Here is a 16,520-nt window from a genome sequence, read left to right as displayed (position 1 = left end):
AATGGACATCATAAAAGTGATGGATGCTCCGCTCGCCAACAAAATAGCAGCCGGGGAAGTGGTGGAGCGCCCGGCTTCCATCGTGAAGGAACTGGCGGAGAACTCGATAGATGCCGGCAGCACATCGATTGAAATCAGCCTGGAAGAGGCCGGCCTGACGAGCATCCGGGTGACGGACAATGGAAAAGGGATGAGTTTCGCGGACGCCATCCGGGCATTCGAACGGCATGCAACGAGCAAGCTGGAGAATGAGCATGATCTGTTCCGGATCCGGACACTCGGTTTCCGGGGGGAGGCCCTGGCAAGTATCGCCGCCGTTTCGAAAATCGATCTGTGGACGTCGGATGGCGAGGTAGGCACCAAGGTGCAGCTGGAAGGCGGCCGGATTCTCGGTCACCAGGCGGCCGCCCTGCGGAAAGGGACGGATATCACAATCTCCCAAGTATTCTTCAATACACCGGCGCGGCTGAAATATATGAAGACCATCCAGACGGAACTCGGCCATACGATCGATCTCGTCAACCGTCTGGCGATCAGCCATCCGCGCATCGCCTTCCGTCTATCGCACGGACAGCAGGTCTTGCTGAAAACCTCGGGGTCAGGGGACCTGCAGCGGGTGCTCTCCGATGTATACGGCATCGCAGTCGCAAAGAAGATGATTCCTTTCGCAGGCGGGAATGCCGATTACAGCGTAAGAGGGTATGTGACACTTCCGGAGATGACACGGGCTTCGAAGAACTATATGACTGTCCTCATCAACGGCAGATGGGTCAAGAGCTATGCGGTCAACAATGCGGTGCTCGACGCACTCCATACGTATTTGCCAATCGGACGTTTCCCGATCGCGGTGATTGAAGCGGAGGCGGATCCGTACCTGACAGACGTCAATGTGCATCCTTCGAAACAGTTCATAAAGGTGAGCAAGGAATCCGAACTGCTGTCGGCTGTCCGGGAGGGGATCCGCACGGCGGTGAAACGCGCATTGATCATCCCGGATGCGGTACCAAAGGAGAAGAAACCGAAGCAGGCGGACAGTGTCCAGGAATCATTCTGGAAGACTGCAGGTTTCCGGAAAGATCCGGTGCCTGCAGAACAGCCTGCTCCATCGGTCAGCGGTTTTGAACAGACCGAGAGCCCGGCAGCAGAGCAGACGGCTGAAACCCGGCAGGAATTCAGCACGGTACAGTCGGCAGCCTGGACACCGGATCTCACGGAAAGGATGCCGACGTCTCCGGAGTCAGCTGAAATACCAACCAAGGCGGAAACACCCATGCCAGTGCCTGCTGCATCATTTCCTGTCCTTCTGCCTGTCGGTCAGGTGCATGGCACCTATATCGTCGCGCAGAACGAAGACGGTTTCTACCTGATCGATCAGCACGCGGCGCAGGAACGGATCAAGTACGAATACTTCCGGAAAAAGATCGCGCAAGTGGATCATGCGGAGCGGCAGATGCTCCTCATGCCCCTCATCTTCCATTACTCGGCCGATGAGCAGCTGAAGATCGAGGAACGGCTCGGTGCATTGGAAGAAGTCGGTGTATTCCTCGAACAGTTCGGGCCGTCATCCTATACCGTGAAAGAGTATCCATCCTGGTTCCCGCCGGAAGAGGCGTCCTCGATCATCGAGGAGATGATCGAACAAGTACTCCACACGAGGAAAGTCGACATTGCGAAGCTCCGCGAAGATACAGCCATCATGATGAGCTGCAAACGTTCCATCAAGGCGAATCATCATTTGACACCGTCCGATATGCAGCGCCTCCTGAAAGATCTGGGAGCAGCCGAGAACCCTTACACATGTCCTCATGGCAGGCCGGTGCTCATCCATTTCACGACCTATGAACTGGAAAAGATGTTTAAACGGGTCATGTAGCGAATAGGAGGGAAAGCAGTGGAAAGAGAAACTCTGATCATGTCCGACGGATGCATGGTGGAAGCCGTGTCGCTCGGGCCCGGCAGCACCCCACGTGGCCATATTCACCTCGTGCATGGCATGGCGGAACATATCGGCAGGTATTCCGGTGTGATGGAAGAACTTGCAGCACAAGGGTATGCGGTCAGCGGACAGAACCAGCGGGGACATGGGCCGCTTGCAGAAGAGGCCGGCCGTCTCGGTGATTTTGGAGACAACGTCACATTCGACCGTCTTGCAGAGGATGTCCGGGAAGTGCTGGCCCATTACAAAAAACGGTTCGGAAGGGTGCCATGTATACTGTTCGGTCACAGCATGGGCTCGTTCGTCGTCCGGCGTTACAGCCAGAAACACGGCCGTGAACTGGATGCCCTCATTTTGTCGGGGACGGCAGGCGGACCGGGCATCGTCGGCATCGGCGGAACAATATTGGCCTCCATGCTGTCTGTGAAAGACGGCAGCCATGCCCCGAGTTATCTGCTGGATAAGCTTGGGTTCGGCGGGTATAACAGATCCGTCGATCATCCGGAAACGAAATTCGACTGGCTGTCAACAGACCGGAGAGCAGTCCGTGAATACATCGCCGACCCGCTGTCCGGAGCCGTATCGACGAATAAGTTTTTCCGTGTATTGTTTGAGGGTCTGAAAGTGATCAGCACCGCAGATGCCTACCGATCAGTCCCGAAAAGCCTGCCGGTGCTGTTGATTTCCGGGAGTGATGACCCTGTCGGCGATATGGGAGCAGGGGTTTTCGAGGCAGCAGCCCTTTATCGGAATGCCGGTGTCCGGAGTGTTACCGTCAGTTTCCGTGAAGGGGAGCGGCACGAAATACTGCAAGGGGCGGCTCAGGCGCGTACACTTGCCGTCATGCTTGAATGGCTGGTGAAATCGTGAAGAACCAGCTGGATGTTATCGTCATTGTCGGACCGACCGCTTCTGGGAAGACGGACACCGCTGTCGGTCTAGCTCACTGCCTGGCTGGGGAAATCGTGAACGGCGACGCCATGCAGGTATACCGGGGGCTGGATATCGGCACAGCAAAGATCACAGCAGATGAAATGGAAGGGATCCCCCACCATCTGTTCGACATCAAGGCGCCGGAAGAGCCGTTCTCTGCCGCGGAGTATCAGCAGATTGTCAGGGAAAAGATCACGGAAATCAAGCAGCGCGGTAAGATGCCGATTGTCGTCGGCGGGACCGGTTTGTACATCCAGTCGGTCCTGTATGACTACCGTTTCACGGAGGCAGCGGGTGATGAACGTGTACGGGCCCGTCTTGAAGAGGAACTGGCGGATACAGGGCAGGAGCCGCTGTACAGACGGCTCACAGAGCTGGACCCTGAAAGTGCCCGGAAAATCCATCCGAACAACCACCGCCGGCTGATCCGTGCGCTTGAAATCCTTGAAGTGAGCGGCAATACAAAAGCCGAACAAGAATCGGATGTGGGTGCCGTCCCGGTCATGAATGCCTTGATCGCCGGGCTGGACATGCCGAGGGAGATCCTGTATGAGCGCATAGACCGGCGGGTGGAGCGGATGATGGACGCCGGACTGCTGGAGGAAGTCGGGGAACTGCGGAGACAGGGGATCCGTGACGTCCAATCCGTCCAGGCGATCGGCTATAAGGAATTGTATGAAGCATTGGACTGCGGACAGCCGCTGGATGAAGCCGTCGATCTGGTCAAAAGGAACACCCGCCGGTATGCAAAGCGCCAGATGACGTACTTTCGCAACAAGCTCCCGGTCTGCTGGCTGGACGCGCAGGCGGGAAGAGATGAGCTCGTCAGGATTATTTGCAGCAAGGTGAAGGAATGCAGTGAATCGATGGCGAATAGAGAAGGAAGCTTTGAAGAAAAACAACGGTAGGGGGACTCCTCATTGGCAAATGCAAATATGCAGGACGTGTTTTTGAATTCGCTCCGCAAGAACAATACATTCGTCACGATATTCCTGACAAACGGGTTTCAGCTGAAAGGGATCATCAAATCCTATGACAATTACACGGTCCTGCTTGAATCCGACTCGAAACAGCAGCTCATCTACAAACATGCGATTTCGACCTATGTGCCGGCGAAACCGGTCGTCCTGAAAGATGAACAATAAAAAAGGCCTGTGCGGGCCTTTTTTTATTTTGGCAGCAGAGACCGCTGGGGCAGCTGCCAGTGATATTTGATCGACAGCATGCGCAGGGCGGCAGTGGCAGCCAGCAGTACATAAAGAGCAGCATCATGCACATAGTTATCGAACCCGACGATGAGCCCCGCGAGTGCTGCCCATACCGCATAAATATCGCTCTTGAAGATGAGCGGCTGGCGGCCGGCAAGCAGATCACGGATCACACCCCCGCCTGCTCCGGTCAATACGGCGGCTGCCACGACCGCAAACAGCGGCATATCCATCCGGACAGCCATCAGGGCGCCCTGGATCGCAAAAGCCGCGAGTCCGATCGCATCGAAATACGCTCCCCATCTGTTCCAGGTCTTCAGCAAGTATCCGGAAAAGAAGAAGATCACAGCGATCAGCACAGAAGCGACAGTGAAAAACAGACCTTGTTCCCACAGGACGGAAACAGGGATGCCGATCACCAGATTACGCACAGCCCCTCCGCCGAAAGCGGTCACCATCCCGAGGATGTACACCCCGAACATATCAAAGTCCTCCTCCATTGCAACAATTGCGCCGGAGATGGCAAAAGCAGCAGTCCCAATCAGACTGAAAATGTCCCAAGTCACCGAATCGTGCCTCCGTTCTTATAATGTGCAGCTGCGCCAGCCGGCTTCATTCATTTACCGGCGGCGTCTGAACTGCTAAAATGGATTGTATATCTATGGACAAGAATGGAGCATCCTGAATGAGTATACAGCAATTGAACAACGAAATCCTTGCGCGCGCAGAAAAGATAGAGACGGAAATACGGCCATATTCGCAGGAGACGGAGCGGATCGCCCTGTTCAACCAGCAGAAAGTGCTTGCCGCATTCCGTAACAACCGCGTCAGCGACTTCCATCTGAATGGCTCGACCGGATACGGCTATGACGACTCAGGCCGTGAAGTCCTCGAACGGGTGTATGCGGATACGTTCGGTGCGGAGGATTGTCTTGTCCGCGGTCAGATCATCTCAGGCACACACGCCATCGCCATCACGCTTTTCGGCATTCTGCGGCCGGGTGATGAGCTTCTTTATATTACCGGGAAACCATACGACACGCTGGAATCCATCGTATCCGGAGGGGACAAGGATACCGGCTCGCTGAAGGATCTGAATATAAGCTACCGTCACGTCGATCTTCTGGATGACGGCAGTGTCGATTTCGACGAAGTCGAGCGGCAGATCCGCCCTGAAACAAAGATGATCGCCATCCAGCGCTCCCGCGGGTACGCAGACCGTCCGTCGTTCACAATCAGCAAAATCCAGAAGATGGCGGAGCGCATCAAATCGAAGCACCCCGGCCTCATCCTATTCACCGACAACTGCTACGGTGAATTCACAGAAGAACTGGAACCGACCGAGGTCGGCATCGATATCATGGCCGGGTCCCTCATCAAAAACCCGGGAGGCGGTCTTGCGCGTACAGGCGGCTATATTGCCGGGCGCGCGGATCTGATCGAGAAATGCAGCTACCGGATGACTTCCCCGGGACTCGGCGCGGAAGCCGGCGCGAGTCTCGACACGCTTCGTGAAATGTATCAAGGTTTCTTCCTGGCACCGCACGTCGTCAGCCAGGCGGTCAAAGGGGCACAGTTCACCGCGGGCATGCTCGCCTCCTATGGACTGGAGACAGCGCCGCATTTCTCCGCCAAGCGGACTGACCTGATCCAATCCGTCTCATTTGCCAGCGCTGAGCAGATGATCGCATTCTGCCAGACCATCCAGGAAAACTCGCCGATCGACGCCCATGTCAGCCCGGTGCCGTCGTACATGCCGGGATATGCCGATGATGTCATCATGGCGGCCGGTACGTTCATCCAGGGCTCCAGCATCGAACTGACAGCGGACGGTCCGATCCGGCCGCCATACACGGCGTACGTCCAGGGCGGCCTCACCTACGAGCACGTCAAGGCGGCCATCCTGAGTGCGGTCGGCCGACTGGAGGAACTGGGTCTTATCAAGTGACAGGCCCGGGCGACTGTCGGAACTTGTCCTGGTCGCTAACGACATCTTGAACACGATCATGAAACAGGGATAATGATCATAAATTTGTAAAAGTGATCATAAATCCGCAATAGTGACCATAAAAACAGGAAAGTGATCATAAATCCGGATTTCCGCTCATAAACACGTGGGAGTGATCATAAAATCCGAAAAGCGCTCATAACTTCACATACCGGCACCCGCCGGTACGCGGCCCGTACCCCGTTCCTGCAGCAGACACGGCCGCGCAGAAAAGGAGCAAGCCAAGGATCAGATTTGCCGGCTGCGCTTCGCTCCGCGTATTCGGAGCGGGAGCGGAGCAGAGAGGTTCACTGGAAGATAAGGGATCATAAACTAAGCAAAGTGATCATAAATCACGATACGCACTCATAAACTTCCCGGAATGCCAGCCGGCCTGCGCAAGCTGCCGCCTGCCGGGGGAAACCTCAAAAAACAGCACGGACGCCATGAAAACGTGACGTCCGTGCTGTTTTTTGCTAATTCAATGGATGGTACGATACACGCCGACGACCTTGCCGAGAATCGATACATTTTCGACAATGATCGGATCCATCGATGAGTTCTCCGGCTGCAGCCGGAAATAATCTTTCTCTTTGAAGAAACGTTTCACTGTCGCTTCATCCTCTTCAGTCATCGCGACGACGATTTCACCGTTGCTCGCAGTGTGCTGCTGCTTCACGACGACACGGTCGCCGTTCAGGATTCCTGCTTCAATCATACTCTCCCCCATGATCTCCAGCATGAAAAGGTTGTCCTCTGAAGTACCGAACGAGTCGGGAATCGGGAAATATTCTTCAATGTTCTCGATTGCGGTGATCGGCAGTCCTGCCGTGACCTTTCCCACAAGAGGGACATGTACGACACCTGTCTTGAGTTCGTCGGCATCTTCCTGGCCGAGAACTTCGATCGCACGGGGCTTTGTAGGATCCCGTCGGATAAGACCCTTGCTCTCCAGCCGGGCAAGATGGCCGTGGACGGTCGAACTCGAGGCCAGACCGACCGCTTCACCGATTTCACGGACGGAAGGCGGATAGCCCTTCTTCTGGACTTCGTCTTTAATGAATGACAGGATGTCTTCCTGCCTTTTTGAGATCTTCTTCAAACGTGTTCACCTCTTCGCTGATTTCGCAGTCATTGGCAGCGCTGCGGCCTGTTTCTATAAAAATAGTATAACAGGTGTTCGTACATATAGCAAACACAGGTTCTAATTTCAAGGTTGACTTCCAAACCTCTGTTCGCATATAATAAAAACAACGAAGCGAACGTACATTCTGAAAGGGGTTTTTTTCATGGCTGCCATCTTGAATAGGAATAAAAATATCATCGGGGCTTTTGCGGTTTTGACAGTCCTAACATTCGTCCTTATACTGAAATTCTCAGTTCCCAATGAATTCATCGAGGTGACGGTCATCCAGGGGGATACATTATCAGCGCTTGCAGAACGGTACTCGGGAGAGATGCCCGCAGACCGGTGGATCAGGGAAGTTGCAGCATTGAATGATCTGGACGGAACGGCGATCATGGCAGGAGAAGATCTCAAGCTTCCTTTACAATCGTATCAGGGGGCCGATGATGTTCGGCTTGTCTTCGCAGAGGAGGAGTGAACTATGGGCAAGGCAGGGCGCTGCGTCATCTATTGCCGTGTAAGCACAGATAAGGATACTCAGGAAATGTCGCTCTCCCGGCAGCAGGAAGAGCTTGAAAAGCTGGCGGACGAGCTTGGCTTCACCACTGCGGCTAGTTTCGTCGACAGGCACAGCGGCTATGAACTCGATCGTGAAGGTCTGCTCGATCTGCTCGATTTCATACGTGACGATTGTATCGGAGCCGTCCTGGTGCAGGATGAGACGAGGCTCGGGAGAGGGAATGCCCGTGTCGCAGTCCTTCATCTGCTGGCCAAGACAGGTACTTCGGTATTTACGAATCATGACAGCGGACCGCTGGAACTGAATGAGATGGACACGATGCTGCTCGAAATATTGGCGATCGTGGAAGAGTACCAGCGCAAATTACATAATGCAAAGATCAGAAGAGGGATGAGACGGGCTGTGGAAGCGGGATACCGCCCTGAACGCAACTTGAGGAACCAGGGGAACGCGGAAGGCAGGGAACGGATCGATACGCCTGTGCAGGAGATCGTCTCACTGCGGGAAAAGGGACTGACGTTCGAAGAGATCACGTCTGTCCTGAAGGGGCTCGGCCACCAGGTCAGCAAGGCCACTGTGCATCGCCGTTACCAGGAATATACATCTGAGCATGGAGACTGATTGGTTGCACTTCCGCCTGTAATTGTATACGTTAAAATGACGGAAACGAACAGGAGGGATTCAATTGCTGGAAGACAAGAAAATCAAGCGGATCAACGAACTTGCAAAAAAAGCGAAAACGACCGGATTATCGGTCGAAGAGGCGAAGGAGCAGTCACAGCTGCGGAGTGAATATCTGAAGACATTCCGCTCGACGATGAGGGATACGATCGAAAATGTGAAGGTGATCGACCCCGATGGGAACGATGTCACGCCTGACAAGGTGAAAGACGCAAAAAACAGGAAATTCCTGAATTGAGCCGGAAATGCTCATGACCACCGCAGTTTGTATTCCTGCGGTTTTTTCATTACAATGAAAGAGGAAACTAGTTTCATGAAGATAACTTGAAAGGGTGTTCTAATCGATGACCAAACCTGTTGATCAATTGGCGATCAATACGATCCGCACATTGTCGATCGATGCAATCGAAAAAGCAAACTCCGGCCATCCGGGCCTTCCTATGGGAGCTGCACCTATGGCGTATGTACTGTGGACACAGCATATGCATCACAATCCATCGAATCCTTCCTGGTTCAACCGTGACCGTTTCGTCCTGTCAGCCGGACACGGGTCTGCGCTGCTGTACAGCATGCTCCATCTGAGCGGGTACGATCTTCCACTCGATGAGCTGAAGAATTTCCGCCAATGGGGCTCCAAGACACCCGGGCATCCTGAATATGGCCACACAGCCGGTGTGGAAGCGACGACAGGTCCTCTTGGGCAGGGAATCGGCATGGCGGTCGGCATGGCGATGGCAGAAAAGCACTTGGCTGCCACTTATAACAAACCGGGATACGACATTGTCGATCACTACACATACGCACTTTGCGGTGACGGCGACCTGATGGAAGGTGTTGCCGGGGAAGCGATCTCCCTTGCCGGCCATCTTGAGCTTGATAAGCTGATCGTCCTGTATGACAGCAATGATATTTCACTCGACGGAGAACTGGACATGTCCTTCACTGAAAAGATCCAGAAGCGTTTCGAGTCTTACGGCTGGAATTATATCCGCGTGGAAGACGGCAATGATACGGACAGACTCTCTGACGCGATCGGACAGGCAAAACAGAACACCGGCGGCCCGACGCTCATCGAAGTGAAGACGATCATCGGCTACGGCTCTCCGAACAAATCCGGTAAATCGGATGTCCACGGCGCGCCGCTTGGTGAAGATGAAATGAAATTGACGAAAGAATACTATAAATGGACGTTCGATCAGGATTTCCATGTACCTGAGGAAGTCTATGAAACGTTCAAGACGTCCATCCAGGAAAACGGCATGGACAGTGAATCCGAATGGAACAAATTGTTCGGCGCCTATGAAGCTGAACATGCCGGACTTGCAAAACAGCTGAAGGCTGCAATCGACGGTATTGACACCGAGTCGGTCGGCGCTGCGCTGCCTGTATATGAAACAGGCAAGTCGATTGCGACCCGCTCAGCTTCCGGCGATGCCATCAATGCGATTGCAAAAGCACTCCCTTCGTTCTTCGGCGGAAGTGCGGACCTCGCAGGTTCCAACAAAACGGCAATCAAAGGGGCAGGGGACTTCCTGCCGGGCACTATGGAAGGACGCAATATCTGGTTCGGTGTTCGTGAATTCGCAATGGGCACTGCATTGAATGGAATGGCGCTCCACGGGGGATTGAATGTCTTCGGCGGGACGTTCTTTGTCTTCAGCGACTATGTGCGTCCTGCAGTCCGTCTCTCGGCGCTTATGGGACTTCCTGTCACATACGTATTCACCCACGACAGCATCGCAGTAGGGGAAGACGGTCCGACTCACGAGCCGATCGAACACCTGGCATCCCTTCGTGCAATGCCCGGGTTGTCCGTAATCCGTCCTGCGGATGCCAACGAGACATCGGCGGCTTGGAAGCTTGCTGTCACGTCGGCGGACAAACCGACCGTGCTTGTGCTGTCCCGCCAGAACCTGCCAGTCCTTGAAAAATCGAAGGAATTGGCAGACGAAGGTGTCCGGAAAGGGGCGTACATCGTTTCGCCGAGCGAAGCGGACCAGCCGGAAGCCATCCTGATTGCCACCGGCTCCGAAGTCAGTCTCGCTGTGGACGCACAGAAAGAGCTCCGCAGCAAAGGGATCGACGTTTCCGTTGTCTCCATGCCTTCCTGGGATCGTTTCGAGGAACAGGACGCCGGCTACAAGGAACAAGTACTGCCGAAAGCTGTCACCGCGCGTCTCTCCCTTGAAATGGGATCTTCCCTCGGCTGGCACAAGTACGTCGGCACTGAGGGGGACGTACTGGCGATTGATACATTCGGCGCCAGCGCACCTGGAGATATCGTCATGAAAGAATACGGCTTCCATACAGGGAACGTCATGGAGAAAGTGACCGGACTGCTCGGCAAGTAATTGCCTGTCCGGCGGTTTCCATCCCTCTTATACACTGCCTGCAGAGCCATCTCCGGATGGCGCCTGCAGGCAGTGTTTTTTTTTTGACAGCGCCGACGATGTGATTCGACAGAACTAGTCGACTTCCGTTCCGTGAATTGACAGTCTTTTTGAAATCGTTGTTATACGATGTAGGAAAGGAGTGGTCATCCATGCGAACTTATGGCATCTATAAAATCAAAGAAACTTATCAGGACTTCGTACTTGGCAGAGAACGGCTGCTGTATGATTTACTTAGTGCGGACGGAAGCGACACCCATCTGAATGAAGTAAGATACTTGTGCGATCGTCTGGAAATCGGCGCGATTGAAAATGCGATCATGAAACAGCTTGGCAAGAACTTTCATACAATCGACAGAGGCGATATGAAGTATACACTGACCCATCCGCTGAAAGGAACGATTGACGTCGGCTTCTCGAGCCATGCCCTTCATGCGACCTGCCACGGATCCCGTATGCTCGACCTGGACTTGTTCGTTGCCCTCTCCAGTGCGGAAGACCGATATTTCGCAGTGATGGATGAATCGAGCGAGTGGGGCTGGCTGAAACCGATTCGCACATCTGATCACGTCCTGTCCGCAGGATGCCTTCTGGCCCAGTGAAATCGCTGCAGCGCGTTCGAGTGAATGCCGTAATTCCTGAAAGTCGTGATTGAGACGTTGCGAAGATGGACTGCGATGCTGTATAATCCTACTTGGTGGAAACACTTGGACTATTGCAGCAGGGGAGGTAGTACGTATGACTGTTTGGTGGATTGTTGGAATCATTGTTGCACTTGCAGCCGGGGTGGCTCTTGGCTTCTTCTTGGCCCGTCAATACATGATGAAATATCTGAAAGAAAACCCGCCGATTAATGAAGATATGCTCCGCATGATGATGATGCAGATGGGGCAAAAACCTTCTCAAAAGAAAATCAATCAAATGATGGCTCAAATGAATAAGATGTCTGACAAAGAAGCGAAAAAGAAGAAGTAATTCATTGATATACGAAGTGTTCCTGTACATAGGTGATCACTTGCTGGAATAGGGCGCTTGCGGAAGATCATAACGTGATCTTCCGCAAGCGCCCTTTGCCAATTTAGAACCATTCATGAGTTCAGCAGCCCGTATTTCCTCAGGAAGCGCCGGACGGTCATTTCATATTCTTCCGGGTTCTCATTGAAGGAGCGTGCATGCGCCCCTTTCGGAAACAGTTTGATGGCTTTCGGTCCTTGTTTCCGTTCATACAGATCTTCCGTCATCGCGGGGAGTATGAAATCATCTTCGAGGCTGTGGATGAACAGCATCGGTTTTTTGACTTGATCGACGGCCTCTTTCGGTGAAACGAGCGTTGTTGTGTAGCCATCCCGGATCTTCAAGAAAAGATTGGCAATCCGTATCACTTTCGGACTTCTGAGAGGCGTCGTCGTCCTTAGTATGTGGAACACCTGCTCCGTGAAATCGGAGAACGGGCAGTCCGCCACATAGAAGTCCGCCTCCTCCTCGTACGTTCCGGCCGTCAGGATCATCGTGGCGGCGCCCATCGACTCTCCGTGGATCCCGAGCAGTGCACGCTTGCCGATCCGGCTGCGCACAGCACCGATGATCGCATGCAGATCCATTTTTTCGTAAAACCCGAAACTCGTCGTCTTCCCTCCGGACTCTCCGTGTCGCCGGTGGTCATACACCACCGAATTGAAACCGAGACGCTCGAACATACGGGCGAATTTCATGGAGTTGATCTTATTCTCGGTGACACCATGCGTGATGATGACCGTCCTTGTCGTATCGAGCGGTTTCAAATAGACAGCATGCAGCAGATAGCCGTTCGGCGACTGGATCTTCATGACAGCCTTCGGAACCGTTTCATACCAATGGCCATCGAACCGTCTCGCGATCGTCTCGCGTTTCAGCACCAGCTCGGCATCCTTGACTTTCAAGAACATGAGCCGGTTCGTCGCAATTATGCCGAACGCCGTCACGGTACCCGCTGCCAGTGCTGTCAGTCCGCCCGTGATCGCAAGAAATCGTTTCTTCACATCCCTCCAGCCCCTCTCAGCATGTTCCTTTTTCGAAAAGACGGTACATTCCGGTGTCGATTGGCCGGGAGACGTAAGGGGCGATAGCGGATATCGCTTCGCACATCTTCCCAACGTCGATTCCCGTTTCGATTCCAAGGGAATCGAACATATTGACAACGTCTTCCGTCGCCACATTACCGGTCGCCCCTTCTGCAAACGGACAGCCGCCAAGTCCGCCTGCCGACGTATCGAACCGATCCACACCCGCCTGGAGTGCAGCTAAAATGTTCGCCAATGCCATTTTACGGGTGTCGTGGAAATGAGCAGTCAGCAGGACTGACGGGAACGCCTGGCGGAGACGGGAGAACAGTTCGAAGCTCTCTGCAGGGTTCGCCATACCGATCGTATCGGCGACACTCAGTTCGTCGACTCCGAGAGCGACGAACCGCCGGCATAGTTCGATGACGTCCTCGATATCCGTCTTGCCTTCATATGGACAATAGAATGCAGTGGAGATGCATGCGCGGACAAAGATTCCATCCTCTTTCAATTGTTCGATGACCGGTGTCAGCGCCTCCACACTTTCATCAGTCGACCGGTTGATATTCTTTTGATTGAATGTATCACTTACTCCGACAAAGACGGCAACGGCTTCTGCCCCTGCGTCCCGGGCGAGACTGACTCCTTTTGAATTCGGTGTCAGAACGATGGCGCGCTCGAACGGTACGGCATTCCTGGCAATATCCCCGGCATCCTTCATCTGCGGAACCCATTTGGGCGATACGAATGATGTCAGCTCGATCTCCCGGACGCCCGAGGTTTTCAGAAGGCGGATGAATTCGAGTTTGGCGTCTGTCGGCACCTGGTTCTTCTCATTCTGGAGTCCGTCACGCGGTCCCACCTCGATTATTGTTGCACGATTTGGTAAACTGAACATAGTATCCCTCCTGCAGTCTATTCTACCGGACACTTGCAGATGCAGGCAATCCATATGTGGGAATGTTCAGAGAACCGGACGGGAGGGCATGTTCCATTACATAAGGGGGGAATTGTTCATGACAGAAGAGATCATTATTGCAAGTGCTGTACGTACGCCTATCGGTTCGTTCCTGGGCGCCCTGAAAACAGTCAGCGCGGCGGAGCTTGGCGCAATCGCCATCAAGGAAGCGGTGCAGCGTGCCGGCATCGTGCCGGAAGAAATCGATGAAGTCATCATGGGGAATGTGCTTCAGGCGGGCTCAGGACAGAATCCTGCACGGCAGGCCTCCATTAAAGCCGGTTTGTCCGAACAGGTGCCTGCAACAACTATCAACAAAGTCTGCGGGTCCGGTCTCAAAGCAGTCCAGCTGGCCAGGCAGGCGATCCTCGCAGGGGATGCTGACGTAATTGTTGCAGGCGGAATGGAGAGCATGAGCCAGGCGCCTTATGTGCTGAAAAATGCACGCGAAGGGTTCAAGATGGGGGACCAGCAGCTCGTCGACACGATGATTTCCGATGGGCTCTGGTGTGCATTCAACGATTACCATATGGGTATCACCGCAGAAAATCTGTGTGACCGTTATGAGCTGACCCGCGAAGAGCAGGATGAGTTCGCTGCAGATTCTCAGAAGAAAGCGGCGGCTGCGCGTGCTGCCGGCAGGTTCAAAGAAGAGATTGTCCCGGTGGAGATCCCGGTCCGCAAAGGGGACCCCGTCCTGTTTTCAGAAGACGAATATATCAAAGAAGGCACAACAGCGGAAAAACTGGGGAAACTGCGTCCGGCCTTCAAGAAGGAAGGCAGTGTGACGGCAGGGAACGCATCCGGCTTGAATGACGGTGCTGCAGCACTGGTCATCATGTCGAAGACGAAAGCGGATGCGCTTGGCGTCGAACCGCTCGCGGTGATCCGGGCGAATGCCACCGCAGGCGTCGATCCCGCTGTCATGGGAATCGGACCTGTCCAGGCGGTTGCGAATGTGCTGAAACGTGCTGACCTGACGCTTGACGACATCGACCTGATCGAGGCGAACGAAGCGTTTGCCGCCCAGTCGCTTGCAGTCGGCCGTGAATTGAAATTCGATAACGCTAAGCTGAACGTCAACGGCGGGGCAATCGCACTCGGTCATCCGATCGGCGCAAGCGGTGCCAGGATCCTCGTCACCCTGCTGCATGAGATGAAGCGCAGGGATGCGAAGCGCGGTCTGGCAGCTCTTTGTGTCGGCGGCGGCCAGGGTGTCGCTGCTGTTGTCGAACGCACTGATGTGTAAAAGGAGACGATGGAATGAGTAAGAAACGGACAAGCAGCCAAAAGCCCGCTGGTAAACAAGATGACGGGAATCTGACACTTGCGGACGCCCTCGGAGACAGCGTACTATCCAAGCTGAAACAAGCGAAAACAGAGCTGTCCCAGAAAGCCGCACAAGAAGAGGAAGAAAAGAAACAGCGTGCAATCCGCGAACGGCAGGAACGGGAAGCGAACAAGTCGTTTGCTGAGCTGCTGGACGAATACGATGGACCGGCACGCAAAGATTGAACAGGGGACCGCACAGTATTTTGTGCGGTCTTCTTTTGAAGGAGCTGGCAGGCTGGATGAAAATCGAGAGGATCATTATTAGAGAACTGGAAATGATGATGAAGAATCCGTTCACGACAAGTTTCGGCACGATGCAGAAACGGCGGTTCTCTGTCGTCGAAGTGCAGGACGAACTCGGAAACTGCGGGTTCGGGGAAGGAGTCGCATTCACCGAACCATCCTATACGGAAGAAACAGCCGGGACGGCTCTCCATATGATGCAGGACTTCCTCATTCCCCTCCTTGCAGGGAAAACAATCGAACACCCGGACGATGTATCAGTGATCTTCCGGCCGATCCGCAAAAATAATATGGCGAAGGCGGCAATCGAATGCGCTGTCTGGGATTGCTGGGCAAAACGCATTGGAGTTTCTTTGTCCGCTGCACTCGGCGGAACGAAATCCCTCATCGAAACAGGGATCAGCATTGGCCTCCAGCCGTCACCTGCTGCTCTGCAGGACCGCATTCGGCAGAGTCTGTCAGCGGGATACAAACGGATCAAAGTGAAAATTAAACCCGGCAATGATCTCGAGTTGCTCGCAGGCATACGGGAGGTGTTTCCCGATATCCCGCTCATGGCTGACGCCAATTCCGCTTACTCCCTCGCGGATATCAGCCTGCTGAAAAAGCTCGACCGGTTCGATCTCATGATGATCGAGCAGCCGCTTGCGGAAGATGACATCGTGGATCATGCAGCCCTGCAGAAGGAATTGCGGACGCCGGTCTGCCTGGACGAAAGCATCCTGTCGGCGGAAGACGCCCGTAAAGCGCTCCAGCTCGGGAGCTGCAGAATCATTAATATAAAGATTGGCCGTGTCGGGGGACTGACGGAAGCAAAAAAAATCCATGACATCTGTCAGGCAGCAGGTGTTCCGGTCTGGTGCGGAGGAATGCTTGAAGCCGGCATTGGCCGTGCCCATAACATAGCGTTGACGTCGCTGCCTGGATTCAGTCTGCCAGGCGATACGGCAGGCTCCTCGAATTATTGGGAACGTGACATCGTGATGCCTGAAATACAGGCGGAAGACGGACACATCCCCGTACCTGAAGGACCGGGGATCGGATTCGATATCGACTGGGAAGAGCTTGAGCAACACACAGTCAATCGGCTGACATTCGATTTGCTCCGATGAATACATAGTTTCTTTCTCTTCGTCCATACTGTCAGTAAACAGGATGGAGGAGAAA

The 16,520-nt window shown here is 54.0% G+C and carries 18 protein-coding genes; 14 read left to right on the top strand and 4 right to left on the bottom strand.

Going from position 1 to position 16,520, the window contains the following annotated elements; genetic code table 11:
* Nucleotide 1 precedes the first annotated feature (1 nt).
* From mutL to hfq, 4 genes are read left to right on the top strand one after another with little or no spacing between them, the layout of a single operon-like run.
* Nucleotides 2-1,873, top strand: coding sequence for a DNA mismatch repair endonuclease MutL (gene mutL, locus BN1190_RS10175; RefSeq protein WP_040286793.1), 1,872 nt, complete (start codon nt 2-4; stop codon nt 1,871-1,873).
* Nucleotides 1,874-1,891: 18 nt separating this feature from the next.
* Nucleotides 1,892-2,806 carry an alpha/beta fold hydrolase gene (locus BN1190_RS10170; RefSeq protein ID WP_052461790.1) on the top strand — a complete coding sequence of 305 codons (915 nt, stop codon included), beginning with the start codon at nt 1,892-1,894 and terminating at the stop codon, nt 2,804-2,806.
* Nucleotides 2,803-3,777 carry a tRNA (adenosine(37)-N6)-dimethylallyltransferase MiaA gene (gene miaA, locus BN1190_RS10165; protein ID WP_098060155.1) on the top strand — a complete coding sequence of 325 codons (975 nt, stop codon included), beginning with the start codon at nt 2,803-2,805 and terminating at the stop codon, nt 3,775-3,777. Before BN1190_RS10170 ends, miaA begins: the two co-directional genes overlap by 4 nt.
* Before the next feature lie 27 nt (nt 3,778-3,804).
* Nucleotides 3,805-4,014 (top strand): RNA chaperone Hfq, encoded by a 210-nt coding sequence (gene hfq / locus BN1190_RS10160; protein WP_040287271.1) that lies wholly within the window; start codon nt 3,805-3,807, stop codon nt 4,012-4,014.
* 23 nt (nt 4,015-4,037) lie between these two features.
* Here hfq and BN1190_RS10155 read toward each other — a convergent pair whose 3' ends face one another.
* On the bottom strand, nt 4,038-4,643 hold the full coding sequence (locus BN1190_RS10155; protein ID WP_040286792.1) for a trimeric intracellular cation channel family protein: 606 nt from the start codon (nt 4,641-4,643) through the stop codon (nt 4,038-4,040).
* 119 nt (nt 4,644-4,762) lie between these two features.
* Here BN1190_RS10155 and BN1190_RS10150 point away from each other — a divergent pair, with 119 nt between their 5' ends.
* Nucleotides 4,763-6,025 (top strand): aminotransferase class I/II-fold pyridoxal phosphate-dependent enzyme, encoded by a 1,263-nt coding sequence (locus BN1190_RS10150; RefSeq protein ID WP_040286791.1) that lies wholly within the window; start codon nt 4,763-4,765, stop codon nt 6,023-6,025.
* Between the two features lie 520 nt (nt 6,026-6,545).
* Here the strand turns inward: BN1190_RS10150 and lexA are convergent.
* Nucleotides 6,546-7,166: a transcriptional repressor LexA gene (gene lexA / locus BN1190_RS10145; protein ID WP_040286790.1), complete on the bottom strand. Its 621-nt coding sequence runs from the start codon at nt 7,164-7,166 to the stop codon at nt 6,546-6,548.
* A 187-nt stretch (nt 7,167-7,353) separates the two neighbouring features.
* Here lexA and BN1190_RS10140 point away from each other — a divergent pair, with 187 nt between their 5' ends.
* The 6 genes from BN1190_RS10140 (at nt 7,354) to BN1190_RS10115 (ending at nt 11,756) form a co-directional block, all read left to right on the top strand.
* A complete protein-coding gene (locus BN1190_RS10140) occupies nt 7,354-7,668 on the top strand; it encodes a LysM peptidoglycan-binding domain-containing protein (RefSeq protein ID WP_040286789.1) in 315 nt (104 codons plus the stop codon).
* Between the two features lie 3 nt (nt 7,669-7,671).
* The gene (locus tag BN1190_RS10135; RefSeq protein WP_040286788.1) at nt 7,672-8,331 is read left to right on the top strand and encodes a YneB family resolvase-like protein; all 660 of its coding nucleotides are present in this window, start codon (nt 7,672-7,674) and stop codon (nt 8,329-8,331) included.
* 64 nt (nt 8,332-8,395) lie between these two features.
* Nucleotides 8,396-8,629: a DUF896 domain-containing protein gene (locus tag BN1190_RS10130; protein ID WP_040286787.1), complete on the top strand. Its 234-nt coding sequence runs from the start codon at nt 8,396-8,398 to the stop codon at nt 8,627-8,629.
* A 106-nt stretch (nt 8,630-8,735) separates the two neighbouring features.
* On the top strand, nt 8,736-10,742 hold the full coding sequence (gene tkt / locus BN1190_RS10125) for a transketolase (RefSeq protein WP_040286786.1): 2,007 nt from the start codon (nt 8,736-8,738) through the stop codon (nt 10,740-10,742).
* A 191-nt stretch (nt 10,743-10,933) separates the two neighbouring features.
* Complete coding sequence (gene sirA, locus BN1190_RS10120; protein WP_040286785.1) at nt 10,934-11,383, top strand: sporulation inhibitor of replication protein SirA; 450 nt, start codon at nt 10,934-10,936, stop codon at nt 11,381-11,383.
* Nucleotides 11,384-11,519: 136 nt separating this feature from the next.
* Nucleotides 11,520-11,756: a YneF family protein gene (locus tag BN1190_RS10115; protein WP_040286784.1), complete on the top strand. Its 237-nt coding sequence runs from the start codon at nt 11,520-11,522 to the stop codon at nt 11,754-11,756.
* 113 nt (nt 11,757-11,869) lie between these two features.
* Here the strand turns inward: BN1190_RS10115 and BN1190_RS10110 are convergent, their stop codons facing one another.
* On the bottom strand, nt 11,870-12,799 hold the full coding sequence (locus BN1190_RS10110) for an alpha/beta hydrolase (protein ID WP_040286783.1): 930 nt from the start codon (nt 12,797-12,799) through the stop codon (nt 11,870-11,872).
* Nucleotides 12,800-12,815: 16 nt separating this feature from the next.
* Nucleotides 12,816-13,718, bottom strand: coding sequence for a hydroxymethylglutaryl-CoA lyase (locus BN1190_RS10105; protein ID WP_040286782.1), 903 nt, complete (start codon nt 13,716-13,718; stop codon nt 12,816-12,818).
* Nucleotides 13,719-13,836: 118 nt separating this feature from the next.
* Here BN1190_RS10105 and BN1190_RS10100 point away from each other — a divergent pair, with 118 nt between their 5' ends.
* From BN1190_RS10100 to menC, 3 genes are read left to right on the top strand one after another with little or no spacing between them, the layout of a single operon-like run.
* Nucleotides 13,837-15,027, top strand: a complete 1,191-nt coding sequence (locus BN1190_RS10100; protein WP_040286781.1) for an acetyl-CoA C-acetyltransferase — start codon at nt 13,837-13,839, stop codon at nt 15,025-15,027.
* A 14-nt stretch (nt 15,028-15,041) separates the two neighbouring features.
* The gene (locus tag BN1190_RS10095; protein WP_040286780.1) at nt 15,042-15,293 is read left to right on the top strand and encodes a YqkE family protein; all 252 of its coding nucleotides are present in this window, start codon (nt 15,042-15,044) and stop codon (nt 15,291-15,293) included.
* 56 nt (nt 15,294-15,349) lie between these two features.
* Complete coding sequence (gene menC / locus BN1190_RS10090; protein ID WP_040287270.1) at nt 15,350-16,465, top strand: o-succinylbenzoate synthase; 1,116 nt, start codon at nt 15,350-15,352, stop codon at nt 16,463-16,465.
* Nucleotides 16,466-16,520: the final 55 nt, after the last annotated feature.

This window comes from Sporosarcina koreensis (assembly GCF_000826145.2).
Lineage (GTDB): Bacteria > Bacillota > Bacilli > Bacillales_A > Planococcaceae > Sporosarcina > Sporosarcina trichiuri.
This window is presented reverse-complemented; position numbering and strand designations above follow the sequence as displayed.

Bases quoted from the DNA above. Each gene is read 5' to 3' on its own strand.
- tkt (WP_040286786.1), top strand. From the start codon at position 8,736: ATGACCAAACCTGTTGATCAATTGGCGATCAATACGATCCGCACATTG.
- BN1190_RS10150 (WP_040286791.1), top strand. From the start codon at position 4,763: ATGAGTATACAGCAATTGAACAACGAAATCCTTGCGCGCGCAGAAAAG.
- BN1190_RS10100 (WP_040286781.1), top strand. From the start codon at position 13,837: ATGACAGAAGAGATCATTATTGCAAGTGCTGTACGTACGCCTATCGGT.
- BN1190_RS10095 (WP_040286780.1), top strand. From the start codon at position 15,042: ATGAGTAAGAAACGGACAAGCAGCCAAAAGCCCGCTGGTAAACAAGAT.
- BN1190_RS10140 (WP_040286789.1), top strand. From the start codon at position 7,354: ATGGCTGCCATCTTGAATAGGAATAAAAATATCATCGGGGCTTTTGCG.
- BN1190_RS10115 (WP_040286784.1), top strand. From the start codon at position 11,520: ATGACTGTTTGGTGGATTGTTGGAATCATTGTTGCACTTGCAGCCGGG.
- hfq (WP_040287271.1), top strand. From the start codon at position 3,805: ATGCAGGACGTGTTTTTGAATTCGCTCCGCAAGAACAATACATTCGTC.
- mutL (WP_040286793.1), top strand. From the start codon at position 2: ATGGACATCATAAAAGTGATGGATGCTCCGCTCGCCAACAAAATAGCA.
- sirA (WP_040286785.1), top strand. From the start codon at position 10,934: ATGCGAACTTATGGCATCTATAAAATCAAAGAAACTTATCAGGACTTC.
- BN1190_RS10135 (WP_040286788.1), top strand. From the start codon at position 7,672: ATGGGCAAGGCAGGGCGCTGCGTCATCTATTGCCGTGTAAGCACAGAT.
- BN1190_RS10105 (WP_040286782.1), bottom strand. From the start codon at position 13,718: ATGTTCAGTTTACCAAATCGTGCAACAATAATCGAGGTGGGACCGCGT.
- menC (WP_040287270.1), top strand. From the start codon at position 15,350: ATGAAAATCGAGAGGATCATTATTAGAGAACTGGAAATGATGATGAAG.